General features: G+C 43.3%; 21 protein-coding genes. 6 read left to right on the top strand and 15 right to left on the bottom strand.

Going from position 1 to position 20,226, the window contains the following annotated elements; all coding sequences use genetic code 11:
- From BKB51_RS16840 to BKB51_RS16810, 7 genes are all read right to left on the bottom strand, one after another.
- Nucleotides 1-884, bottom strand: an 884-nt coding sequence (locus BKB51_RS16840) for a TRAP transporter substrate-binding protein (protein ID WP_085902277.1), incomplete at its 3' end; no start/stop codon positions are given.
- A 225-nt stretch (nucleotides 885-1,109) separates the two neighbouring features.
- A complete protein-coding gene (locus BKB51_RS16835; protein ID WP_085902276.1) occupies nucleotides 1,110-1,850 on the bottom strand; it encodes an arginyltransferase in 741 nt (246 codons plus the stop codon).
- 142 nt (nucleotides 1,851-1,992) lie between these two features.
- On the bottom strand, nucleotides 1,993-2,775 hold the full coding sequence (locus BKB51_RS16830) for a phosphatase PAP2 family protein (protein ID WP_125911861.1): 783 nt from the start codon (nucleotides 2,773-2,775) through the stop codon (nucleotides 1,993-1,995).
- A gap of 171 nt (nucleotides 2,776-2,946) precedes the next feature.
- Nucleotides 2,947-3,453 carry an RDD family protein gene (locus BKB51_RS16825; RefSeq protein ID WP_085902274.1) on the bottom strand — a complete coding sequence of 169 codons (507 nt, stop codon included), beginning with the start codon at nucleotides 3,451-3,453 and terminating at the stop codon, nucleotides 2,947-2,949.
- Between the two features lie 96 nt (nucleotides 3,454-3,549).
- Nucleotides 3,550-4,515, bottom strand: coding sequence for a flagellar motor protein MotB (gene motB / locus BKB51_RS16820; RefSeq protein WP_085902273.1), 966 nt, complete (start codon nucleotides 4,513-4,515; stop codon nucleotides 3,550-3,552).
- Between the two features lie 77 nt (nucleotides 4,516-4,592).
- Entirely contained in the window at nucleotides 4,593-5,456 is an 864-nt protein-coding gene (gene motA, locus BKB51_RS16815) for a flagellar motor stator protein MotA (RefSeq protein ID WP_085902272.1), read from the bottom strand.
- A gap of 124 nt (nucleotides 5,457-5,580) precedes the next feature.
- Complete coding sequence (locus BKB51_RS16810; RefSeq protein WP_085902290.1) at nucleotides 5,581-6,498, bottom strand: DMT family transporter; 918 nt, start codon at nucleotides 6,496-6,498, stop codon at nucleotides 5,581-5,583.
- Between the two features lie 279 nt (nucleotides 6,499-6,777).
- Here BKB51_RS16810 and BKB51_RS16805 point away from each other — a divergent pair, with 279 nt between their 5' ends.
- A complete protein-coding gene (locus tag BKB51_RS16805) occupies nucleotides 6,778-7,257 on the top strand; it encodes a flavin reductase family protein (RefSeq protein WP_085902271.1) in 480 nt (159 codons plus the stop codon).
- A 36-nt stretch (nucleotides 7,258-7,293) separates the two neighbouring features.
- On the opposite strand, the gene BKB51_RS16800 is transcribed toward BKB51_RS16805, so the two are convergent.
- The 4 genes from BKB51_RS16800 to BKB51_RS16785 all read right to left on the bottom strand — a co-directional run bounded on the left by BKB51_RS16800 (nucleotide 7,294) and on the right by BKB51_RS16785 (nucleotide 12,398).
- Complete coding sequence (locus BKB51_RS16800; protein ID WP_085902270.1) at nucleotides 7,294-8,478, bottom strand: trans-sulfuration enzyme family protein; 1,185 nt, start codon at nucleotides 8,476-8,478, stop codon at nucleotides 7,294-7,296.
- Between the two features lie 13 nt (nucleotides 8,479-8,491).
- Entirely contained in the window at nucleotides 8,492-8,791 is a 300-nt protein-coding gene (locus tag BKB51_RS16795) for an HdeA/HdeB family chaperone (protein WP_085902269.1), read from the bottom strand.
- Between the two features lie 106 nt (nucleotides 8,792-8,897).
- Nucleotides 8,898-10,118, bottom strand: a complete 1,221-nt coding sequence (locus BKB51_RS16790) for a threonine ammonia-lyase (protein ID WP_085902268.1) — start codon at nucleotides 10,116-10,118, stop codon at nucleotides 8,898-8,900.
- Between the two features lie 24 nt (nucleotides 10,119-10,142).
- Nucleotides 10,143-12,398, bottom strand: coding sequence for a penicillin acylase family protein (locus BKB51_RS16785; protein WP_218044065.1), 2,256 nt, complete (start codon nucleotides 12,396-12,398; stop codon nucleotides 10,143-10,145).
- Between the two features lie 335 nt (nucleotides 12,399-12,733).
- On the opposite strand from BKB51_RS16785, the gene BKB51_RS16780 reads away from it, so the two are divergent.
- A complete protein-coding gene (locus BKB51_RS16780; protein ID WP_085902266.1) occupies nucleotides 12,734-13,669 on the top strand; it encodes a cation diffusion facilitator family transporter in 936 nt (311 codons plus the stop codon).
- A gap of 27 nt (nucleotides 13,670-13,696) precedes the next feature.
- Here BKB51_RS16780 and BKB51_RS16775 read toward each other — a convergent pair whose 3' ends face one another.
- Nucleotides 13,697-14,590, bottom strand: a complete 894-nt coding sequence (locus BKB51_RS16775) for a LysR family transcriptional regulator (protein WP_085902265.1) — start codon at nucleotides 14,588-14,590, stop codon at nucleotides 13,697-13,699.
- A 108-nt stretch (nucleotides 14,591-14,698) separates the two neighbouring features.
- Here BKB51_RS16775 and BKB51_RS16770 point away from each other — a divergent pair, with 108 nt between their 5' ends.
- From BKB51_RS16770 to BKB51_RS16760, 3 genes are all read left to right on the top strand, one after another.
- A complete protein-coding gene (locus tag BKB51_RS16770) occupies nucleotides 14,699-15,559 on the top strand; it encodes a phytanoyl-CoA dioxygenase family protein (protein ID WP_158090264.1) in 861 nt (286 codons plus the stop codon).
- A 34-nt stretch (nucleotides 15,560-15,593) separates the two neighbouring features.
- Entirely contained in the window at nucleotides 15,594-16,202 is a 609-nt protein-coding gene (locus BKB51_RS16765; RefSeq protein WP_085902263.1) for an HD domain-containing protein, read from the top strand.
- Nucleotides 16,203-16,303: 101 nt separating this feature from the next.
- Nucleotides 16,304-17,773, top strand: coding sequence for a malonyl-CoA decarboxylase (locus BKB51_RS16760; protein ID WP_245813292.1), 1,470 nt, complete (start codon nucleotides 16,304-16,306; stop codon nucleotides 17,771-17,773).
- Between the two features lie 38 nt (nucleotides 17,774-17,811).
- On the opposite strand, the gene BKB51_RS16755 is transcribed toward BKB51_RS16760, so the two are convergent.
- Together BKB51_RS16755 and BKB51_RS16750 are read right to left on the bottom strand one after the other, a co-directional pair.
- The gene (locus BKB51_RS16755) at nucleotides 17,812-18,153 is read right to left on the bottom strand and encodes a TfoX/Sxy family protein (protein ID WP_085902261.1); all 342 of its coding nucleotides are present in this window, start codon (nucleotides 18,151-18,153) and stop codon (nucleotides 17,812-17,814) included.
- Nucleotides 18,153-18,743, bottom strand: a complete 591-nt coding sequence (locus BKB51_RS16750; RefSeq protein WP_085902260.1) for a TetR/AcrR family transcriptional regulator — start codon at nucleotides 18,741-18,743, stop codon at nucleotides 18,153-18,155. The genes BKB51_RS16755 and BKB51_RS16750 overlap by 1 nt, the downstream gene beginning before the upstream one ends.
- 242 nt (nucleotides 18,744-18,985) lie before the next feature.
- Here BKB51_RS16750 and BKB51_RS16745 point away from each other — a divergent pair, with 242 nt between their 5' ends.
- Nucleotides 18,986-19,501, top strand: a complete 516-nt coding sequence (locus BKB51_RS16745; protein WP_085902259.1) for a DUF805 domain-containing protein — start codon at nucleotides 18,986-18,988, stop codon at nucleotides 19,499-19,501.
- Nucleotides 19,502-19,555: 54 nt separating this feature from the next.
- Here BKB51_RS16745 and BKB51_RS16740 read toward each other — a convergent pair whose 3' ends face one another.
- Nucleotides 19,556-20,191, bottom strand: coding sequence for a peroxiredoxin (locus BKB51_RS16740; RefSeq protein WP_085902258.1), 636 nt, complete (start codon nucleotides 20,189-20,191; stop codon nucleotides 19,556-19,558).
- Nucleotides 20,192-20,226 lie beyond the last annotated feature (35 nt).

Here is a 20,226-nt window from a genome sequence, read left to right as displayed (position 1 = left end):
TTGTTCAACAGAACATCCAGAGAGTCACCGTTTTTGGCATTGTACTCTGACAGCATGACGTTGTTCTCGGCAGCACAGGCTGACTGGATCAGGGCTTGCTCATCCGGAGAGAAGCTTTCCCAAACGTCTTTGTTCATGCCACACGCAAGGCCAGAACCTGGCTCGTGGAAACCTGGCTGGTAGTAGTATTTGGTTACTTTGTAGAAACCAAAGGCCAGATCGTTCCAAGGGCCAACCCATTCAGTCGCATCAATCGCGCCTGATTCGAGAGATGGGAAAATCTCACCACCCGGCAGGGTTACAGCCGCAGCACCAATACGGCGCAGCACTTCACCACCCAGACCCGGCATACGGATTTTCAGGCCTTTGAAGTCTTCGAGTGTGTTGATTTCCTTGTTGTACCAGCCACCCATCTGAACACCGGTGTTACCGGCCATGAAGGATTTCAGGTTGTACTGTGCGGAGAGCTTGTCCCACAGTTCCTGACCGCCGCCATAGTGTACCCAGGCGTCGAGTTCGTTGGCAGTAAAGCCGAAAGGAACAGCTGTGAAGAAGTTAAAGGCTTTGTGTTTACCCTGCCAGTAGTATTCGGCAGCGTGGTACATATCTGCTGTTCCGTTGGAAACGGCATCAAAGGATTCAAAAGGTGGTACCAGTTCGCCCGCAGCATAGAGCTTTACGTTCAGCTTGCCGTCAGAAGCAGCCGTGATGCGATCAGCAACACGCTGGGCACCTGTACCCAGGCCAGGAAAATTCTTTGGCCAAGTGGTTACCATTTTCAGGTCGCGTTTGCCCTGTGCAATCGCTGGCGCGCTAAGTGTGGCCGCTGCTGCACCTGCTGCTACACCCGTAGCCGCACCCGTTAGAAACTTTCTACGATTCATTAAAATTGTCTCCCTGCTGAGATATTTCCAATTTAGGAATATTATAGATTAGTAATAAAGAAGTGAGGCACAGGATAAGCAAGTTGCTTCGCGAGTGCAATAAATCCCGACATTTTTACTGATAGTATTATTGCATAATGGCACTTAAATTTATGCATAATCTTTATATAACAAATCGATAAGCATGATTTTGACCCAAATGGCCTTGAAGGATCTATTCCTATTCTATTCGGACGTTGTCCCGAAATCAGAAGAAAATGATAATTCTGTCCAGGCACCAGCCCGAAAAGCTTCTAGTGGTGTAAATTTAGATTTGTATGCCATCTTTTGAGATTCTTTAATCCAATACCCCAAATAGAGATAATGAAGCTTTCTACGTCTAGCTTCGTCCAGAAGCCACAAAATCATATAGCTCCCAAGACCTTTATCAGATTGGCGAATATCAAAGAAACTATAGACTGCGGAAACACCATCATTGACCCAATCAACCAAACAAGCTGAAACAAGGCTATTATCTGCGGTTCTGAATTCTATGATCTCAGTATCAATGGGGCTGGTGTCGACCATGTCTTTATAGTCATCCCAGGACATATCGCTCATATCGCCATCGCCGTGGCGCCGTTGTACATAGGAACGAAAAAGATCAAACTGTTCCTCTGTCGCGACAGCTTTATAGGCTTTGGCTTGTAATTTTTGATTTTTATTCCAAACACGTCGTTGAGATTTTTTCATCGTGAAATCATCAACGCGAACACGGACAGACAAACAATAGTCAGGGTTATTATAGAGAGGACGGTATAGATAATTATGGCTGCGTCTGAAGCCAGATTTTATCAATAAGTCGTATTGTTGAATAGCTTCATGATTTGAGAATTCTGTAACCAGCTTTCGTTCTTCTTCACCTTCTTTGTAAGGGCAAGGTGCGGGAGGAGTAGTGAAGAACAGTTGTGGCTTTGTGAATACCATATACCAATACTATGATTATCTATTTTTGAGATTATCGATTTTTGACTAAAAAAGAATTAAGCGAAACAAAGGATAAACAGGACCGCTGCACATGGTCAACGGCCCTGTTCTTTAGCATTCCAAAACACATGCCAGCGTTATCTTATGCGAGCTTTTGGGTCAGCTTCACAAAAGGGGACGTCAGTGCATTTGGTAAATTCAAAACCAAAACATCTGCCAGTGTGTTCAGAAAGCTTTCAGCCCAACGAATTGCCGGTATTGTAAAGGTTAAGGCCATGATAGGAAGAATGTGAATCGTCCCACCAACAACCAAATCAGATAGCCAATGAGCCCCGGCAACGGCACGCGCTGTGCCCCCCAGAATGGCAATTGGTAAAGCAAGCCAGAAGTATTTGCGTCCTATAGCAAAATAGAAAAAGAAACCATAAATACCTGCAACAACTGCGTGGTTTCCGGGGAAACTATCATCAGCACTTACTTTGGCTTTAATCCACGGGACCAGCTCGTTCAAATTATTGAATGTATCGCTGTAAATCAGAGAGGGGCTGAGAGATTCGTAAGATCTGAAAGCATGTTTGGCGAAATAGACGCCTACAATAATACCAATTCCCATCACCAGCATGTGGCTTAAGCGTAAGCTGAGCGGTCTGCTACGATCGTCAATGACATACCAAAGGCAGGGAATAGCCATAATAAGCCCGTTCAGCTTATCGAATATCGGTGTATTTGAAGCCGCCCAAAAGACTTGCCAGGCTTCACCCCAAGTCAATGTGCCATTAACAGCCCAGAAAAAATCCACACTGACAGCGTGCCAAAGCTCACTTGTTGGTGTCCAGATATACGAAAGTCCGATAAGAACAGCCATGGCAATTAAAAAGGTAAGCTTTTTAACCTGCCACTCTGTTCCAAGAAGTTCACGCTGCATTTTGTTTTTCTCAATAATAATCTGATACAAATTCCACGTCTTTATTACCGAGAAAAACCCGATAAGACCAGATGAAAAGGTGACAGATTTATTAAGCGCTAATAAGGCTAAATTATGGAGAGGTAGGAACGTACTGATCTTTACAGGTAATAAATGAGGAATGCCCCCCAATTATCTGAGAATCTCATCAATTGTTGCTTCTGGAATTTCATCATTAACAACAATTGTATTGGTTAACAAATCGTGCAGCGTTCTTTTTTCGTCGTTGAAAAAGACGACGAGTAAAATCAGAAAGCTTGTTGCAGGGACCGTCAGATAGAAAATAATTGTGGTGAGCAGAGCGTGAACCAAGGTTACTGGTTTTCCATCCATAGTGACCATCTTGATCCCCATGGCATTCATGCCCGGCGTGGCTCCTTGTTGTGACAAGAAATAGCTGTGATAGAGCAGAGGGAGAAAGGATAATAAAGCCAGCAAAGGCGAGAGAATTCCAAAAGAGAGGATTGTCAGGATAAAAGCAATAAACCCGGCAATAAGTCCCAAGACGGCAAGAATAATAAAATCAATGATATAGGCAAAACTTCGATCAAAGGGAACTCCTCTTGTATCAGAAGGTCTAATACCAAATCGTAATTTTTGTGCTACTTTATTAAAGCCAACAGCTTGTGTATCAGTCATCCAGTATAGATAAGGGTAGCACGGATATAATACAAGATTTACCCAACAGGATTTTCCCTCACTCTATCCTGGAGTATCTTTCTAGCTTGGGTTAGGTTAGGTTGGGTCAGATGTGATGCTATTAACATCAATGGATTTTCCTTGGTTCATCTTTTTCTTCATAACGTCATCGTTATCTTTTAACAGGATGATCGATATACGCCTGTTTATTTCTGCGGTCGGATTTTCTTTATCAAAAGGCTCGGTTGCGGCCAAACCTTCGACAGATGCAACGCGATCTGTAGTTAAACCAGCATTGATTAAGGCACGTCGACTGGCATTTGCTCTTTCAGAAGAAAGTTCCCAGTTTGTATAGCCATTTGCCGTTTTGTAAGGTGTTGCATCCGTATGCCCTTTGATCGCAATCTGCTGGTCAATATCCTTGATCGCATCTGCAACCAACCCCAAAAGCTTCTCTGTGTGATCAAGCATGTTCGAAGCACCGCTCGGGAACATGGAGGTACCATTTTGATCAACCAGTTGAATTCTGAGGCCGTCTGGCGTCTTATCAATAAGAAGGTTTTCTTCTAATCCAGCAAGATCAGGATTATCAGCAATGGCAGTCTTTAAGGCCACAGCGGTTTCTTCAAACTGTTTTTGTTCTTGTTCACGACGAAATTCTTCCAGCTGCTCCTCGTCTGCTTTACCGTCACCTTTTAAAGGATCTTTCTCAGCATTGGGATCAACCTCATCACTCTCTTCTTCTGGAGGTAACTGCATTTGTACGCCAATGCTCGAAAACTCCGAAACCAAAGCGCCATCTGCGGAAATAGACTGTCCCCCTAATAGCCCATCAGAACCACTTGTCGATTTAGAAATATTGGAAGAGGGGGCAAAATAATCTGCGATGCCCGTTTTTTGTTCTTCAGTCGTCGCATTTAATAGCCAGAGAAGAAGAAAAAAGGCCATCATCGCAGTCACAAAATCAGCGTAAGCAACTTTCCAGGCTCCACCGTGATGTCCGCCGTGGCCGCCCTTCTTGACTTTTTTTATGATGACTACGCCTTGAGGTTCCTCAGCCATTCTTCTTTTCCGGATTAACTAGCTTTAAATGTGATATATGAAAATTTAGGTGAAATTATGAACTTTGATCAAAGCTTCTAACCTGGTGCGGGAAGTTCATTTGCCGCTTCTTCAACTTCATAAAAACTTGGCCTTACGTGAGACATAAGTGTTTTTCGAGCGTACTCAACAGAAACGGTTGGGGCATTACCAGCCATATGTGCAAGCAATCCAGCTTTCAGACACTCGTAATATCTGGAATCTTCTTCGGCAACTTTTGTAAAGGCAGAAGCCATCGGCGATACAAAACCATAAGCCGCAAGAATACCTGAAAATGTTCCCACAAGCGCGGCACCAATAAGCTTACCAAGAATTTCAGGCGGCTCACTAATAGAACCCATTGTATGAATAACTCCAAGCACCGCTGCCACGATTCCAAGGGCTGGAAGACCATCGCCCAATCCAGCCAAGGCGCCACCAACATTTGCATCTTCCAAATGGTGTACTTCCAGTTCTTGATCCATCAATCCTTCTATTTCATGAGGATTGTCAGCACCCAAACTCATTAAGCGAAGATAGTCGCATACAAAAGCAACGGCATGATGGTCGCCATGAAATTTTGGAAATTGCGAAAAGAGAGCAGACTCTTCGGGATTTTCCACATGTTGCTCAAGTGCCAGCATCCCTTTGGTTTTTGCTAGTTTGTATATCTGATACTGCAAACAAAGAAGTTCCAAAAAATCTTCTTTTTTATATGCTGGTCCCTTGATCATACGACCAAAAGCAGAACCAATTCCTTTTAGAGTGGCTTTTGAGTTTGCACAAACCGTCGCCCCTATGCCAGCGCCAAGAATAATAACAAATTCAAATGGTTGCCAAAGGACACCCATGTGTCCGCCACCGGCCATATATCCACCGACAACACACGCACATACTACGATGAGACCTACAATAACTGTCATGACAGAAGTTCGATTCCTGATTAAAACTCTATATCTCGCATCATCACGGAATAAGGTTAACAAGTCGTAATTATCTGTAAAAACTAGTTAAATAATCTTCAAATTTTATATGAATACTTTGATCTTAGCTAAAACGTCTGCGTTTCCGAATAAGCATTGGTAAAACTTCAACCATTAAGATAGCACTCAATATAAGAGCACACCCAATCATACCGTTAATTTCTAGTCTCTCACCAAGTATAAATGCCCCGGCAATGGCTGCAAAAACTGTTTCCATGCTTAGTATCAAAGCGGCATCAGCCGGCTGCGTATGGGCCTGACCAACAACTTGAAGCGTAAAGGCAATGCCAACAGATAAAACACCAGCATAAGCAATAAACCAAAAGGCAGCCTTAAGTATCTCTAGCGTTAAGGTTTCCATTGCAATAGCGAAGACGGCCGCAATTATTGCTGAAATGAAAAACTGAATTGCGGCAAGGGTTAACGGCATTGAAGTACGCGCGGCAACCAATCCAACCAAGAGAACATGCAACCCCCAGAAAATGGTAGATGTCAGAATAAGGGCATCGCCGTATCCCAATTGCAAATTTGCATCAACGCCGCTTATAAGTGTCGTGCCTGCAAAGGAGCACGAAATTGCTACCCATGTAATCCAATGGGGTCGCTTGCGAAAGATAATAAGGCCAAGCAAGGGAACCATAGGAACATAAAGAGCCGTTAGAAAGCCGGCGTTGGTAACACTTGTATGAATAATACCGTATTGCTGGATAATCGTCGCCGTGAACAGGATGACACCAATCAAACACATTAAGGCTAGGTCTTTTCTTGTAACGACGAGAAAGGGTATTTCTTTCTCCACATCTTTCTTCTTTTTCCATTCTCTTAGGGCCAGAGGAAGGACAACAAGAAATCCAAGAAAAAACCGTGTCGAGGTGAAGCTCATTGGGCCAATTACATCCATCGACACATGCTGGACAACAAATGTTGATCCCCAGATTGCAGCGGCGACTAACAATATAAGGTTAGCTTGAATACGAGACATAGCCTTTGAACTCACAACACTTATAAACACATAAGCGAGTTCACATATCTGCTTTTTGATAGAGGTACAAGCACGACACATCTTACCAAAGATTTTTGGCGAGATTAGCAAAATCATCTTAGAAAAAGAGGTCGCTTTCAGAATACTTTAGTATTTTTGTGGGGAATATTTACTACGGCACAAAAATTCAGTTGTTTTCAGTATTACTTTATTTGTAGGGTGCCGTTGCGCCTATCAAGGCAGAGAATACAGAATAAATTAAGAATAGAGTACTCGGTAATGGCTTTTAACTCTAATGAGTTTCGCAAAGTTTTGGGGAATTTTGCTACGGGTGTGACCGTTGTCACAACCCGGGATAAATCGGGCATACCTCACGGGTTGACCGCGAACTCATTTTCTTCTGTATCATTGGAACCGCCGTTGGTGTTGTTCTGTATTGATAAGAGATCAAACTGCCTGCCAGCTTTTAATGAGGCTGATGCCTTTGCTATCAACGTGCTGACTGATAAGCAAAAAGATATCTCGGATCGCTTTGCTTTTTCTGAAGAACGATGGGAGGGCGTAAAAACACGAACCCTTCAAACTGGTGTACCAATTTTGGAAGGCTGTCTGGCTAATCTGGACTGTTCAATGCATGCACAATACGATGCAGGTGATCATATTATTGTTGTTGGCAAGGTAGAAGAAACATTAATACAGAATGAAGGTGATCCCTTACTGTATTTCCGCGGTAAATACCGCGGTGTTCATATTGAATAAAAATATTAAAACTATCTGATAAGATACTATATTTAATCAATTAAGTGCGTAATTTAAATCATCAACCAAATCATTTATATCCTCAACGCCAACTGATAACCTGATCAAGTTATCGGTGATACCAATCGCCTCTCTATGTTTAGGGGAAACGGCGGCATGGGTCATTGATGCAGGGTGTTCAACTAGGCTTTCTACACCGCCCAAACTAACGGCGAGGGCAAAGAGTTCAACTCGTTCCAGGAAACGCTTACTCTCTTCCAACCCGCCTTTGAGTGTGAATGTTACAATGCCTCCGCCAGACTTCATTTGCTGTTTACAGAGATCATATTGGGGATGGCTTGATAACCCGGGGTACCACACCTTTTCTACTTGGTCCTGTTTTTCCAAAAAACTCGCGATTTCAAGTGCATTGTGACAATGACGTTCCATCCGAAGTGCCAAAGTCTTTAAACCTCTGAGCGCGAGGAAAGAATCAAAAGGCCCCTGAATAGCCCCCAACGCATTTTGCAAATATTTAATTTTTTCACAGAGTTCGGGGTTTTCACCGACAACAAGTATACCCCCAATCATGTCGGAGTGACCGTTCAGATACTTGGTTGCTGAATGCATAACCATATCAATCCCCAACTCCAGAGGTCGCTGTACCCAAGGGGAGCAGAAGGTATTATCACAGACGGTTATTATACCGTGCCGTTTTGCAATAGATGCCACAGCCTGAAGGTCGACGAGTTGAAGAAGAGGGTTGGTCGGCGTCTCTATCCAGATCATTTTGGTTTCCGGCTTCAAAGCCGCTTTCAAGGCATCGACTGAAGTTAAATCAACAAAATTAATATCCAAACCTGCAGAACGAGGGCGCACATCGCGAAACAAACGATGGGTTCCTCCATAGAGATCATGCATGGCAATAACATGAGAGCCACTATCCAACAGATCCAGTGCAGTGCTTATAGCGGCCAAACCTGATGCAAAAGCAAGCCCCAGATGACCGCTTTCCAAGTCAGCTATACAGCGTTCATAAGCCTGACGTGTCGGATTTTCCGTGCGGCTGTACATGTACCCCTTATTAACGCCCAAACCATCCTGCACATAAGTAGAGGTGGCATAAATTGGTTGCATGATAGCCCCTGTGCTCGGATCAGGTTCTTGGCCTGCATGAATTGTTCGTGTTGCAAAAGACAGTCTATTGGGTCGTTTTGCAGACCTTCTGGGGCTATCAGACATTATGAAGTTTCGCTTATGGTGATTTTAATTCGCTAACGATTTGAAACACTGCCTTTTCAGGATTACTTTGACAAGACGTTAAAGTTGCCTCCAAAAGTGGTTCGATCGCTTCCTGATCAAAAATTGGCTTTTGCTGTGTTCCCGTTAGATAACCATCCAGCCAAAAGGCAAAAGTCATCAAATCATCTTCATCACCAAAAGCAGAACAAGGAACATTTTTAAAACTTGGCTCAGAAGCAAGCACTGGCCAATTGAATATAGATAAAGTCAAGAATAGCGGGAATACGATGGTTTTGCAGAAATGATTTTTCATAACGGGTACCTTTCAAAAAATGGAATGATACCGTTTGATTACTGACAAGATACTGATAAATAAAAGGGACTAAAAAGCCCCTTTGAGTTTAAATCAGAAAAACAACTTAATCTGTTGATCTGGATGATAAAATTCTCGTTGTAATACCCATTTCTTGCAGGCGTTCAACAATCTCATCGACATGTTCGCTATCACGGGTCTCAATGATAAAATCAATTTCGACCATTTTTGCAGGCACATCATAAAAATGCCTTTGATGCATCACATCAATAATATTCCCGCGAGCTTTGCCGATTTCGCTTGAGATCTTTGCTAACAAGCCGGGTTGATCAACCATTTCGGTTCTAATACGCACAAGACGACCATCTCGCATCAGGCCACGCATCAACAAACCAGACAACATACGGGCATCAATATTGCCACCACATATAACTGTCGCAATCTTTTTGCCTTTAAACTGTTCAGGATTATTCAGAATAGCGGCAACACCTGTGGCACCAGCACCTTCAGAAACAACTTTTTGTTCTTCAACAAGGGTAAGGATAGCTGTTTCAATTTGACTTTCATCGACAAGAAAGATTTCTTCGACAAGTTGATCTATGATCTCGCGGGTAATGACGCCGGGTTCTTTAACGGCAATACCATCAGCCATTGTCGATCCGCCGGATGTCGCAGGTTGATGCTTTATTGCCTGAGACATAGAGGGGAAGAGGTTTGCTTCAACACCATAGAGTTTTATATCTGGATTAATTGCATTTGCTGCCAGCGAGATACCGGACAAGATACCACCGCCGCCAATAGGAACAATAATGGCGTCCAGGTCAGGTTGTTCTTCCAACATTTCCAGACCAATTGTTCCCTGACCGGCAATAACATGCTCGTCATCATAAGGATGAACAAAGGTCAGGCCGTCTTTTGCGACGATTTCATCAACCACTTTGCGGGAATCGTCCAAGGTTTCACCAGACAGTATAACTTTGGCACCTAAAGCACGCGTACGTTCTATTTTACTAAAAGGGGCGGTTTCCGGCATAACAATTGTGGCTGGTATTCCCATACGATTGGCGTGCAAGGCAACACCTTGTGCATGGTTGCCTGCGGACATGGCAATCACACCTTTTTCTTTTTGTGCATCCGTCAGGTTCTTAATTCGATACAGCGCGCCACGATCTTTAAACGATCCGCTAAACTGTTGGCTCTCCAGTTTAAGGTAGAGTTCGCAGCCAAGTATTTTAGAAAGCCGCTTTGCATGAACAAAGGGGGTTCTAACCACTTCGTCGCGTATTTCATCTGCCGCTTGGCGAATATCTTCAATTGTTACTGTCACCCTATCAATCCTAATATTTTTTATTTAGTTATAGTTTATACTCTTTGTGCTCAACGTTAGGTGTTGAGCATTCTTTTCTGTTTTTGTTCCATCCAGCTTCACATAGTTTCCATCGCGCCAACGTAATAGAAAATTACCGTAAAACTTTGATAGTGGGTTACCCGATTGCCCTGTTGCGATCAGGAATCTTGAATTATCAAGATTATTCAGATCATATACAGCCCGATAAGAAGGCCCGTGAACATTCGGAAAACGCCATAAATCACCATTTTTCATGGACGGACTAGCTCGATTAATCGTGTCATGCCCACCCGGTGTCGCGATCTTTAGTTTTAATAGCTCACCTAAAATTGGAATTCTATCAAAAATTTGATGTTGAAAACTTGTTGAATGTAACTCTCCCCAAGAGATGCTTTTATCCAGTTTTGCATAATTAGAGGCAACTCTTCTCAGACTTTCTGTCATCTGGGCGACACAGTTCTCATTATTGACGAGTTTTTCGCCATATCGACACCAAGAATCAGGGCTTTCAGATAAACGTCTCTGTAGTCGAAGGATATCTGGTGTTTGGAAAGAACGAGCATCTGTGGGAAGTTTTCCAAAAGCTGCCCGGTTTAACCAGTAAATCCAATGATAAAAAATCGCTGGCTCCGTCGAGTTTAAATCAAGCCGTCCATCCCACTCAGAGAGTTTTTGTTTTATGGTTTCGCTTTCTGGATCAGCTGCAGGTGTAACCAGCAAAGTTTCTAAAATTTCCAATGCGGCAATCGAAAGTGTATCCATTTGAATTGCCTGATTATCCTCAATGGTCAATTTATTATTTTTATCAATCAGTTGATGTATTCTTCTCGCGCGGTAAGAGTTGGGCCAGTCCTTTGCTATCAAGTAAGGATAATCACCACCGACAAGCTTATTATTGGCTGTAACAAGTTTTTGGTCATCGGGATTTAAGCTTTGTGGTAAGTCCTTTTGCGGAATGATACCGATCCAGTCATTTTGCCCTGTCCAACCAGCAACAGGATAACGACCATCGCCTTGCTTGCGAATGGGAACGCGCCCCGGCGCCATTAATTGAATATTGCCTTGTCGATCCGCCATAACCAATGTTTGCTGCGGGGAATGGAAGTTCTGAACCGCACGCGTAAAGTCTTCAGCTTTTGTTGCAAAGTTGATGTCATAAAGTGCTAGAGCCGTCAGATCGTCTTTGCGTAAAGCTGTCCATGCGAGGGCAAGAAGATGGCCATTTTCTTTATTATCTGCATCATTTAAAACGGGAGAAAGAATTGGTCCATGGCGCGATTTTCGAACTGAAAATTCTTGCGAGGGCTGGTCTTTGATTAAAATTGTCTCAGTGATCACCTCAAAATCTTTATATCCATCAGATGTTAGGTATTGCTTGGGATTATCGGGGTTCAGCTTCTCGATAAACAAGTCCTGCGTATCGCTGTGCGTTGTTGTAAAGCCCCAGGCAATATGACTGTTATGTCCTAGGACCAGAAAAGGAACACCCGGTGATGTAGCCCCGGCCCATGTGTAATCTGGTGTTTCTATTCGAACCAGATACCAAGGCCCCGGAGCATCCAAAGCAAGATGAGGATCATTGGCCAGAATTGGTTTTCCCGTAATTGTTTTATCACCAGAAACAACCCATGCATTTGATGCGTCCTTCGGTGCCAAGGACCAAGGCAAGGGGTGTGCGCCGGCAAAGATTTCTTGTCGGGTTGCTTTTGACAGATCAAACTGGGGGATAATTGCTGGATCACTGTTATCACGGGGCCAAAAGCTGTCAATCTCCTCTACGGGAAGGTATTTTAAAAGTCTTTGGCGCAGGAGCTCACGATTGAAATTATCCGAAAGCTGAAGAGCCATAAGCCGTCCCCATAACAGGGAATCTGTCGGTTTCCATTTTTCGGGTTGATAATTTAAAAGATGAAATTCAGGTGAAAGAGTTGATGAATGGTTGTCAATATACTCGTTAACACCTGCGCTATAGGCGACGAAGGCACTCTGTAACTTAGGTGGTAATTTTGCATAGTTTTCTTCGACCAATTTCCGAAAGCCTAAGGTTCGCATGAAACGATCAATATTAAGTGTTGCTTCACCAACCACTTCAGATAGTCGCCCCGACCCAGCTCTTCGCATGAAATCCATTTGCCAAAGTCTGTCCTGTGCGTGAACAAAGCCAAGTGCCTTATAGGCATCGGTTACATTTTGGGCCTTAATGGTCACCAACCCGCTTTCATCCCGAATAACATCAACTTTTTCTTGCAAGCTCTCCATCTGGATGTTGCCTGTTAATTGCGGCAAAGATCCCCGTATCCAAAAGAACGTGCCTGTCGCAAAGAGCATTAGACTGAAAAATAAACCTGCAAGGCAGAAAAAAAGGATTTTAAGTTTACGTTTAATTTGACGGGACATCATAAATCCGCATGACAGAATAAATAGAATCAGGTCGTAAAAATCAGATAACAAAAGAAGGTGATTGAACCTTCTCATATGTTGCTTATTATGTCGCATCTTATTTGATTACGATTTCAATAAACGAACCAAGTCAGATAGCTGAGCCTGATTACAATAACGGGCCTTGAACTTGATCGTTATTAAGGGGAACAGACATGGCCGGAAATTCATCTAAAATGGTCATTTTTGCTGCAATGGCCGGAAATGGATTGATTGCGATAACCAAAGCAATCGCAGCGGCTTATACAGGTAGCTCTGCCATGTTTAGTGAAGCTATTCATTCGGCAGTCGATACCGGAAATCAAGGCCTGTTGCTTTACGGATTACACCGTGCAAAACGTTCCCCGGATGACCGACATCCTTATGGCTATGGTCGCGAATTATACTTTTGGGCTTTTGTTGTCGCTCTATTGGTTTTTGCCATCGGTTCCGGTGTTTCTATATACGAAGGTATTCATAAAATTATGGAACCAGAACCAATCAAAAACCCAATGGTTAACTTTGTCGTTCTCGGCGCAGCACTCATATTTGAAGGAGCTGCCTGGTATATCGCCTTTAAAGAGTTCAGAAGATCAGTGAAAGGACGGAATTACTTTGCCGCAGTCGCGGCAAGTAAAGATCCATCCATTTTCGCAGTTTTGCTTGAAGATTCAGCGGCAATGCTAGGGCTTCTGATAGCATTGATCGGATTAGGTCTGGGCTTATGGTTGGATATTCCTGAACTTGATGGTGTTGCTTCCGTTGTTATTGGTATTTTGCTTGCCGCCATCGCCTGGGTCTTGGCTTATGAGACCAAAGGACTTTTAATCGGTGAGGGGGCAGATCCCGAAATTGAAAAATCAATTCGACGCATTATTGCACAACACTCCGAAGTCCTTAGAACCAACGAAATCCTTTCCCTTCAAAATGGTCCCATGGATATTCTGGTTACGCTGTCCCTTGATTTTAAAGATGACATAACATCCCAGGATATTGAGTCTGTTATCTCTAAAATGGAACGGAAAATCAGAACAACCCACGCCGATGTCAGGAAAGTCTTTATTGAAGCGCAGAGTTGGCGAGGACACAACAGAGCGGCCAATAGTAACTAAACCCCACAGTAACTAAACGAGGTTCGGCTAATTATTAGCTGATTTCTGAAGCTCTGACTTAAGCCATTTTTGGAAGGTCAAAGCAGAGGATTTGATGCTTTGTGCCAAAGGGTTAAACAGATAATAGTGCTGAACTCCTGCAACTTGAAAACTGTCCAGACAAGGGACCAGTCTGTTACTTTCAACCAACGCATCACTCACAGGTGACCTTGCGAGTGCAATACCATATCCGGCACCAGCCATAGCAAGGGCTGTTACCGTATTATCAGTGAAACGATAGTCTGCGGATAAATCCCCATCAACACGAGATCCGAGCACCTGCATCCAGCCACTTTGGTGTGTAGAGACTTCAATAAGTCGATGCTTGAGAAAATCTGCTGGTTGGTCAATTTGTTCCGCAATTTCTGGCGTGGCAACCGGAATAATTGTTTCCCCAATCAGGCGCTCAGCATTTTCGGGAAAATCCGTAGCTGATCCAAAGGCAAGCTGAAGATCAGGTCGACTACGATGAAAATCATCAGGTGTATTACCACAGGTAATTTGAAGGTGAATACCCGGATAAAGCTTTTCAAACTCTTTCAAACGTTCAGGTAACCAGCCACAAGCAAAAAGGTATAGAACCTGGATAACCAAGGTTTCTGATTCTTTGGGGCCGAAAAGTGCCACGGCCGTTGTTTCCATTGACGAAAGAGATTGCTGTACGATCGGCAGAAAAGCACGGCCTTCATCCGTTAAACTAACATTATGGGCACCTCGCTTGAAAAGCGCCTTGCCGAGATATCCTTCAAGCGATTTTATTTGCTGGCTGACAGCGGGCGGGCTCATGTTCAAAAGCTTCGCAGCATGGGCAAAGCTCTCTGTACGCGCCGCAGTCTCAAATACCCGCAGCCAATTCAGTGATGGAATTCGTCTTATCGTCATCCCTTCAGGATAAGCTCAGCTTTTCCTGAAGTGCAATATATATAACTTTATTTATTTCCATCAAACGAACCACTATGAAGTCTGAATTTCTGGAAAGGTATGGGTAAAATGGGAAAGAAATTAACACCTGAACAAATCAACGCTTATGAAGAGCAGGGATACCTTTTGCCTCTTGACCTCTTTTCGCTACAAGAAGCCTTCGATTACAGGCAAGAGATCGAAGATCTTGAAACCCAATACAGGGATGGCGTCGGGGAGTATCCTCTTAATCAATTCTTTCGTATTAATGGCCAAATCGTTATTCCTTTATTGGCTCAAATAGCGCAAACCCCAAAGCTTCTGGATGCTGTTGAAGACATCTTGGGACCGGATCTTTTAGTTTGGTCCTGCGAACTCTTTATCAAAGAAGCGGGAACGGCAAAGACCGTTTCCTGGCACCAAGACTTAACCTATTGGGGAATGGGCGAAACCGACGACGAAGTCACGGCCTGGATTGCCTTTTCCGATGTTTCAAAAGCAGCCGGGTGCATGCGCTTTATTCCGGGATCACATAAACAAAGGATTGTCCCGCACCAAGATACTTTCAATGAAGATAACCTACTCTCTCGCGGTCAGGAAATTGCCGTTGACGTCAATGAAGAAGACGCCGTTTATGATGAATTAAGACCGGGGCAAATGTCCTTGCATCACGGGCGATTATTCCATGCATCGGGGCCCAATAAATCAGATGATCGACGTATCGGAATGGCTATCCGATTTGTCACCCCGGGCGTTGAACATAACAATGAAAAAAAGGATTTTGGTATGCTGGTTCGCGGATCAGATAAAAAGGGTAACTGGATTAATGTGTCCACGCCAAGTCAACTTTTTGGAACCAACGAACTCAGACTTTATGATGAAATACTGGCAAAGCAATCATCAACACTGACAGCGGGCGCTGAACAGACTGTCGGGCTTTATACCAAATAAAAAACCGCGATATTGATAAAGAATGGGGATTACAATGGACGTTATTAATTTCACGCAAATGAAAGATGGCACCAAAGAAGAGTACGAGTTTCTGGCGCAAAAAGAAAAACCATATCTGGCCCTCACAGCTGAAAGAGTGCTGTCAGAGCTGCGTCGACAAGGCGAGGACACATTAACCGGGTACAAAATAAACCGTCTGCAACACGGCTTGCAATCGGCCACAAGAGCTTATCGGGACTGTTCTGACATAGACTGGGTTGTTGGCGCCTTGTTGCATGATGTTGGCGATGGCTTAGCCCCACAAAACCATGACCGGTTTTCTGCCGAAGTAATACGTCCATTTGTCAGAGAGGAAGTAACCTGGGTTGTCGAACATCACGGTATTTTTCAAATGTATTTTTACGCTCATCACTATGGATGGGATGAGAATGCCCGGGACGAGTTTAAAGACCATATCTATTATAAATCCTGTGCAGATTTTTGCGAACGGTGGGATCAAAGCTCTTTCGACCCGGATTATCCAATGGAAAGTCTGGATTTCTTTGTGCCAATGGTTGAAGAGGTCTTTGCCCGAAAAGCTTACGATCCAGATATTATTCAGGAAAATATCGTCAAGGGAGTCCCCGAAAAAGTTGCATCATAATTTCGTCACTGATTAGATAGTATCCTATTAAAAGCTGATCTTGAATTAATCGAGATCAGCATCAAGTGTGACTAAGGACATTCTGATCTTTAAAGGTATTAATGATGGCGAACGAAAACCTGGAAACTGTAAGTACTTTATCACAGCTATCTGGGGCATGGCGGGATATAGCGCAGACGGCAGCCCGCAGTGTCGGGCTTTCAAGGTCGGATACATCCGTCAGCACCAAAAATTTAAAAAAGATGATGGATGAATGCCTGAACGGGCCGGGCGGTGATGTATCCGCCAGAATGCGAACCGCTGATCTTGGGCGTACATATCTCGATCTTGATTTGGATGGAAAACGCATCTTCCTAAAAACGCTTGCCGAAGACTTTTGCGCAAATGATGACCAAATCAAAACTTCTATAAGTGAGTACGAAACGGCCCAAAATGAAGCCGAACGGATTATTGCTGCTTATCACTTAAGGCAATCTTCATCACCAGATAGATTGAAGTTATTAACTCAATTCAATGCCTTGCCTAATGGCGTTAAATTTTTAGTGGATATTCGGGATGATCTTTTAAAGATAAAAGGCAAAGATCCTTATCTCAATGCCCTTGATCGTGACCTGCAACAGCTTCTCAACTCCTGGTTTGATACGGGGTTTCTTGACCTTGTTGAAATGACCTGGAATACCTCTGCAGCACTTTTGGAAAAACTGATCGCTTACGAAGCTGTACATGAAATTGATTCCTGGGACGACCTGCGTAACCGTCTAGATTCGGATCGGCGCTGCTATGCGCTCTTTCATCCAAGAATGCCGGATGAACCTCTCGCATTTGTCGAGGTCGCCTTGGTGAAGGGCGTGGCAAAGAATGTTCAAGCTCTATTGGATGTCGAAGCTCCGCTTGGGAACCCGCGAAATGCTGACACGGCAATTTTCTATTCCATAACCAACACGCAAACCGGATTACGCGGTATATCTTTTGGTGAACACCTTATTAAACAGGTGGTCCACCATCTATCCCACGAAATGCCCTGGATAAAGACCTATGCAACCTTGTCTCCTGTACCAGGTTTTAGGTCATGGTTGGCCGATCTGGACGCAAGCTTCTATGAAGACGCAGTAACAGCTGATGAAATGGGGCGTTTAAAAGCAAAAACAGGGGCAGATGTTGCCAAAACGGCTATTTTCCTTTGCTTTCAAGATAAGGACTGGTTTGAAAACAAAGAACTCAGCGAGCTTTTGCGCGGACCACTTAGCCGTTTATGTGTCGCCTATTTTCACGAAAAAGATCATAAAGGGCGTGCACTGGATCCTGTCGCACGTTTCCACCTTAAAAATGGCGCACAGCTAAATCAGATCAACTGGTTGGGCGATACATCAGAAAAAGGGATTTCACAAGCAAGTGGTATTATGGTCAATTACCGCTATGACCTTGCTGATATTGAGAAGAACCACGAAAGGTTTATGAACGACGGGTCTGTTGTTATGAGTTCACAGGTGCGAAGTTATTTAAAGCAGCTCAGCGGTGAGTTAGGCGCAGAAAGTACATTTGCAAAATTAAAGCGTACGATTGCAGGATAACGTAAGGGATTGAACGTTTTGGTGAAAGAAATGGAGAGCTATTTCAACGCAGCTTCAATGGCACGTTTGGCCCAACTTCTTAATTCATCAACATCATCAAGAACGTCAGCCGGGACTTCATAATATTTTTTGACCTGTACCCGCCCATTCTTTGTTAAATAGCTAAAAGGTTCTGCCCCATAAACCAGATATTCAGCAAGGTTGTTCGGGCCTACCCTGAAATACAATCTGTTTTTCATTATCATGCAGAACTGCTTGTTTTGGTACTTTATTGATTTACCGCCAAAGAAACGTCCAATTTTCAAGGCCCCCAGTGGTTCAAGTTGTTCAAGAATATACAGAGAAAAATTAGCTTTGAGGACATCAGGATCTTCCAGCATCAAAACCTTCTTCCTAAAATCAAGTCAATTTCATCGTTGATGATTTGTTCAATCTCTTTACGTCGTAATCCAGCACGAACAAGAACGAGAATGCCCTGGTAAAAAATGAGCAGACGCGTAGCGGCTTGTTGTGGGGAAGGGTGCTTGGCTATTTGTCCTCTCTCGACACAGCGAATGATCTGTCTTTTGAACGCGGCTTCTAAAAGTGAAAATCCGGTATCAAGTTCTTGTGTGGTATGTCGGCGCCTGTTGTTAAACTCAACCGCAGTGTTTGTTAACAAACATCCATTTTCCTGCCCATCGGGTTCATTGAGTAATGAATGGAAAAGATTTTTCATACCAGAGAGCGGATCATCAGCTTGATCCAAAAAAGTACTGATCCGGTTTCGCACAACGTTATTGTTGTAAAAACCAATCGCGATATCAAAGAGAGCTTCTTTGCCACCAAACGAATTATAAAGGCTTCCCGATGTTAAACCTGTCGTCTTTTCCAGGTCTTTAACCGTCGTTGCTTCATACCCCTTTTCACGAAAGATATTTGCTACCTTCGCAAGGGTCTCTTTTTCGTCAAATGACAGATTCCGGCCCATATAATTCTCATAAAATTTTAGATTGTTTGTTTTAAAATAGATATTATAAAATTATTAGCATGGCAAGTAATTCATATTTATATTTATTTTCAATGACTAAAAAGATCGCCGCTGTGAACGCATAGATTTTCTAGGCATCAGATCAAGAAAAAGAAAAATATGCAATTTTAGCTATAATTTATTTCTGGTTCACTCCTAATCAGTAAAATGTTTCTGGAAATAAACTAAGTTGAGCCCGTTTTATGATCGGAATTTTTGCAATCGTTTCTGTGGTATTTTTACTACCAACAATTATTTACGTGAGCAGTGATGAGAAAGTTCTTGGCCGCCTAACTTATGTTTTCAGAATGCTATTTCTATCTCTCTTTCTCTGGGCTTTTTTAGTCATGAGTTTTACACATGTTATTCCTGCCGAAGAAGCTTTGAAGGTTCTTAAAAATCCAACAGGTAACATTCAAATTGAAGGTGGTTGGACTGTGCTCTCTGTTATACTTATCGCTATCTGTACGCAAATATGTTGGATGGTACATCGTTTAAACCATATCGGATGGCCGAAGTGGTTAGCACTATTAATTGCAGTTCCGGCAGTAAACCTTATCTTCAGTTTTTTACTCACCGCAATGCCCGGAAAAAGGGTAAGAAAACTCCCCTCTAATTTTTTAGAACATTCGGAGGATACGGAACCTTCTTTGTCTTATGAATACTCGTCCTCTGGTTCTGCTATGCAACGTTACAGAGATAAAGATTTCGACGAATAAAAAAAGCCCGGAAACGTTTCCGGGCTTTCATATCAAACATATAAAACTGTCAATTTATTTATTTGGCTGTGGTGTGACACGCAAATAAGGTTTGTGTGCGACCCAGCCTTTCGGGAAACGTTCTTTCGCATCTTCGTCGCTTAGGGCGGGCACGATGATAACATCATCACCGTCTTTCCAGTTAACTGGCGTTGCCACTTTGTAACCATCGGTCAACTGCAATGAGTCGATAACACGCAGGATTTCATCAAAGTTACGTCCGGTACTTGCCGGATAGGTAATGATCAGGCGTACTTTTTTAGAAGGATCAATGATGAAAACAGAACGAACGGTTAGTGTATCGTTCGCATTTGGGTGGATCATGTCGTAAAGATCAGACACTTTGCGATCTGCATCAGCCAAAAGCGGGAAGTTAAACTGATGACCCTGAGTTTCTTCGATATCGCCAACCCATTGTGTGTGATCTGAAAGCGGATCAACACTTAGGCCCAGAACCTTTACGTTACGTTTGTCAAACTCAGGCTTGAGCTTTCCAACGTATCCGAGCTCTGTCGTACAAACAGGGGTAAAATCTTTTGGATGAGAGAAAAGAACAGCCCAGCTGTCTCCAACAAAATTATAAAAATCGATTGTACCTTCGGTAGAATCCTGTGTGAAATCAGGTGCTGTATCGCCGAGACGTAAAGTCATTGCAGCCTCCATTGAGGTGTCATAAGGAACGGAAA

It is taken from the genome of Kiloniella majae (assembly GCF_002118315.1).
GTDB lineage: Bacteria > Pseudomonadota > Alphaproteobacteria > Kiloniellales > Kiloniellaceae > Kiloniella > Kiloniella majae.
Note: the sequence above shows the minus strand (reverse complement) of the source record. Positions and strands in the feature narration are given on the sequence as shown.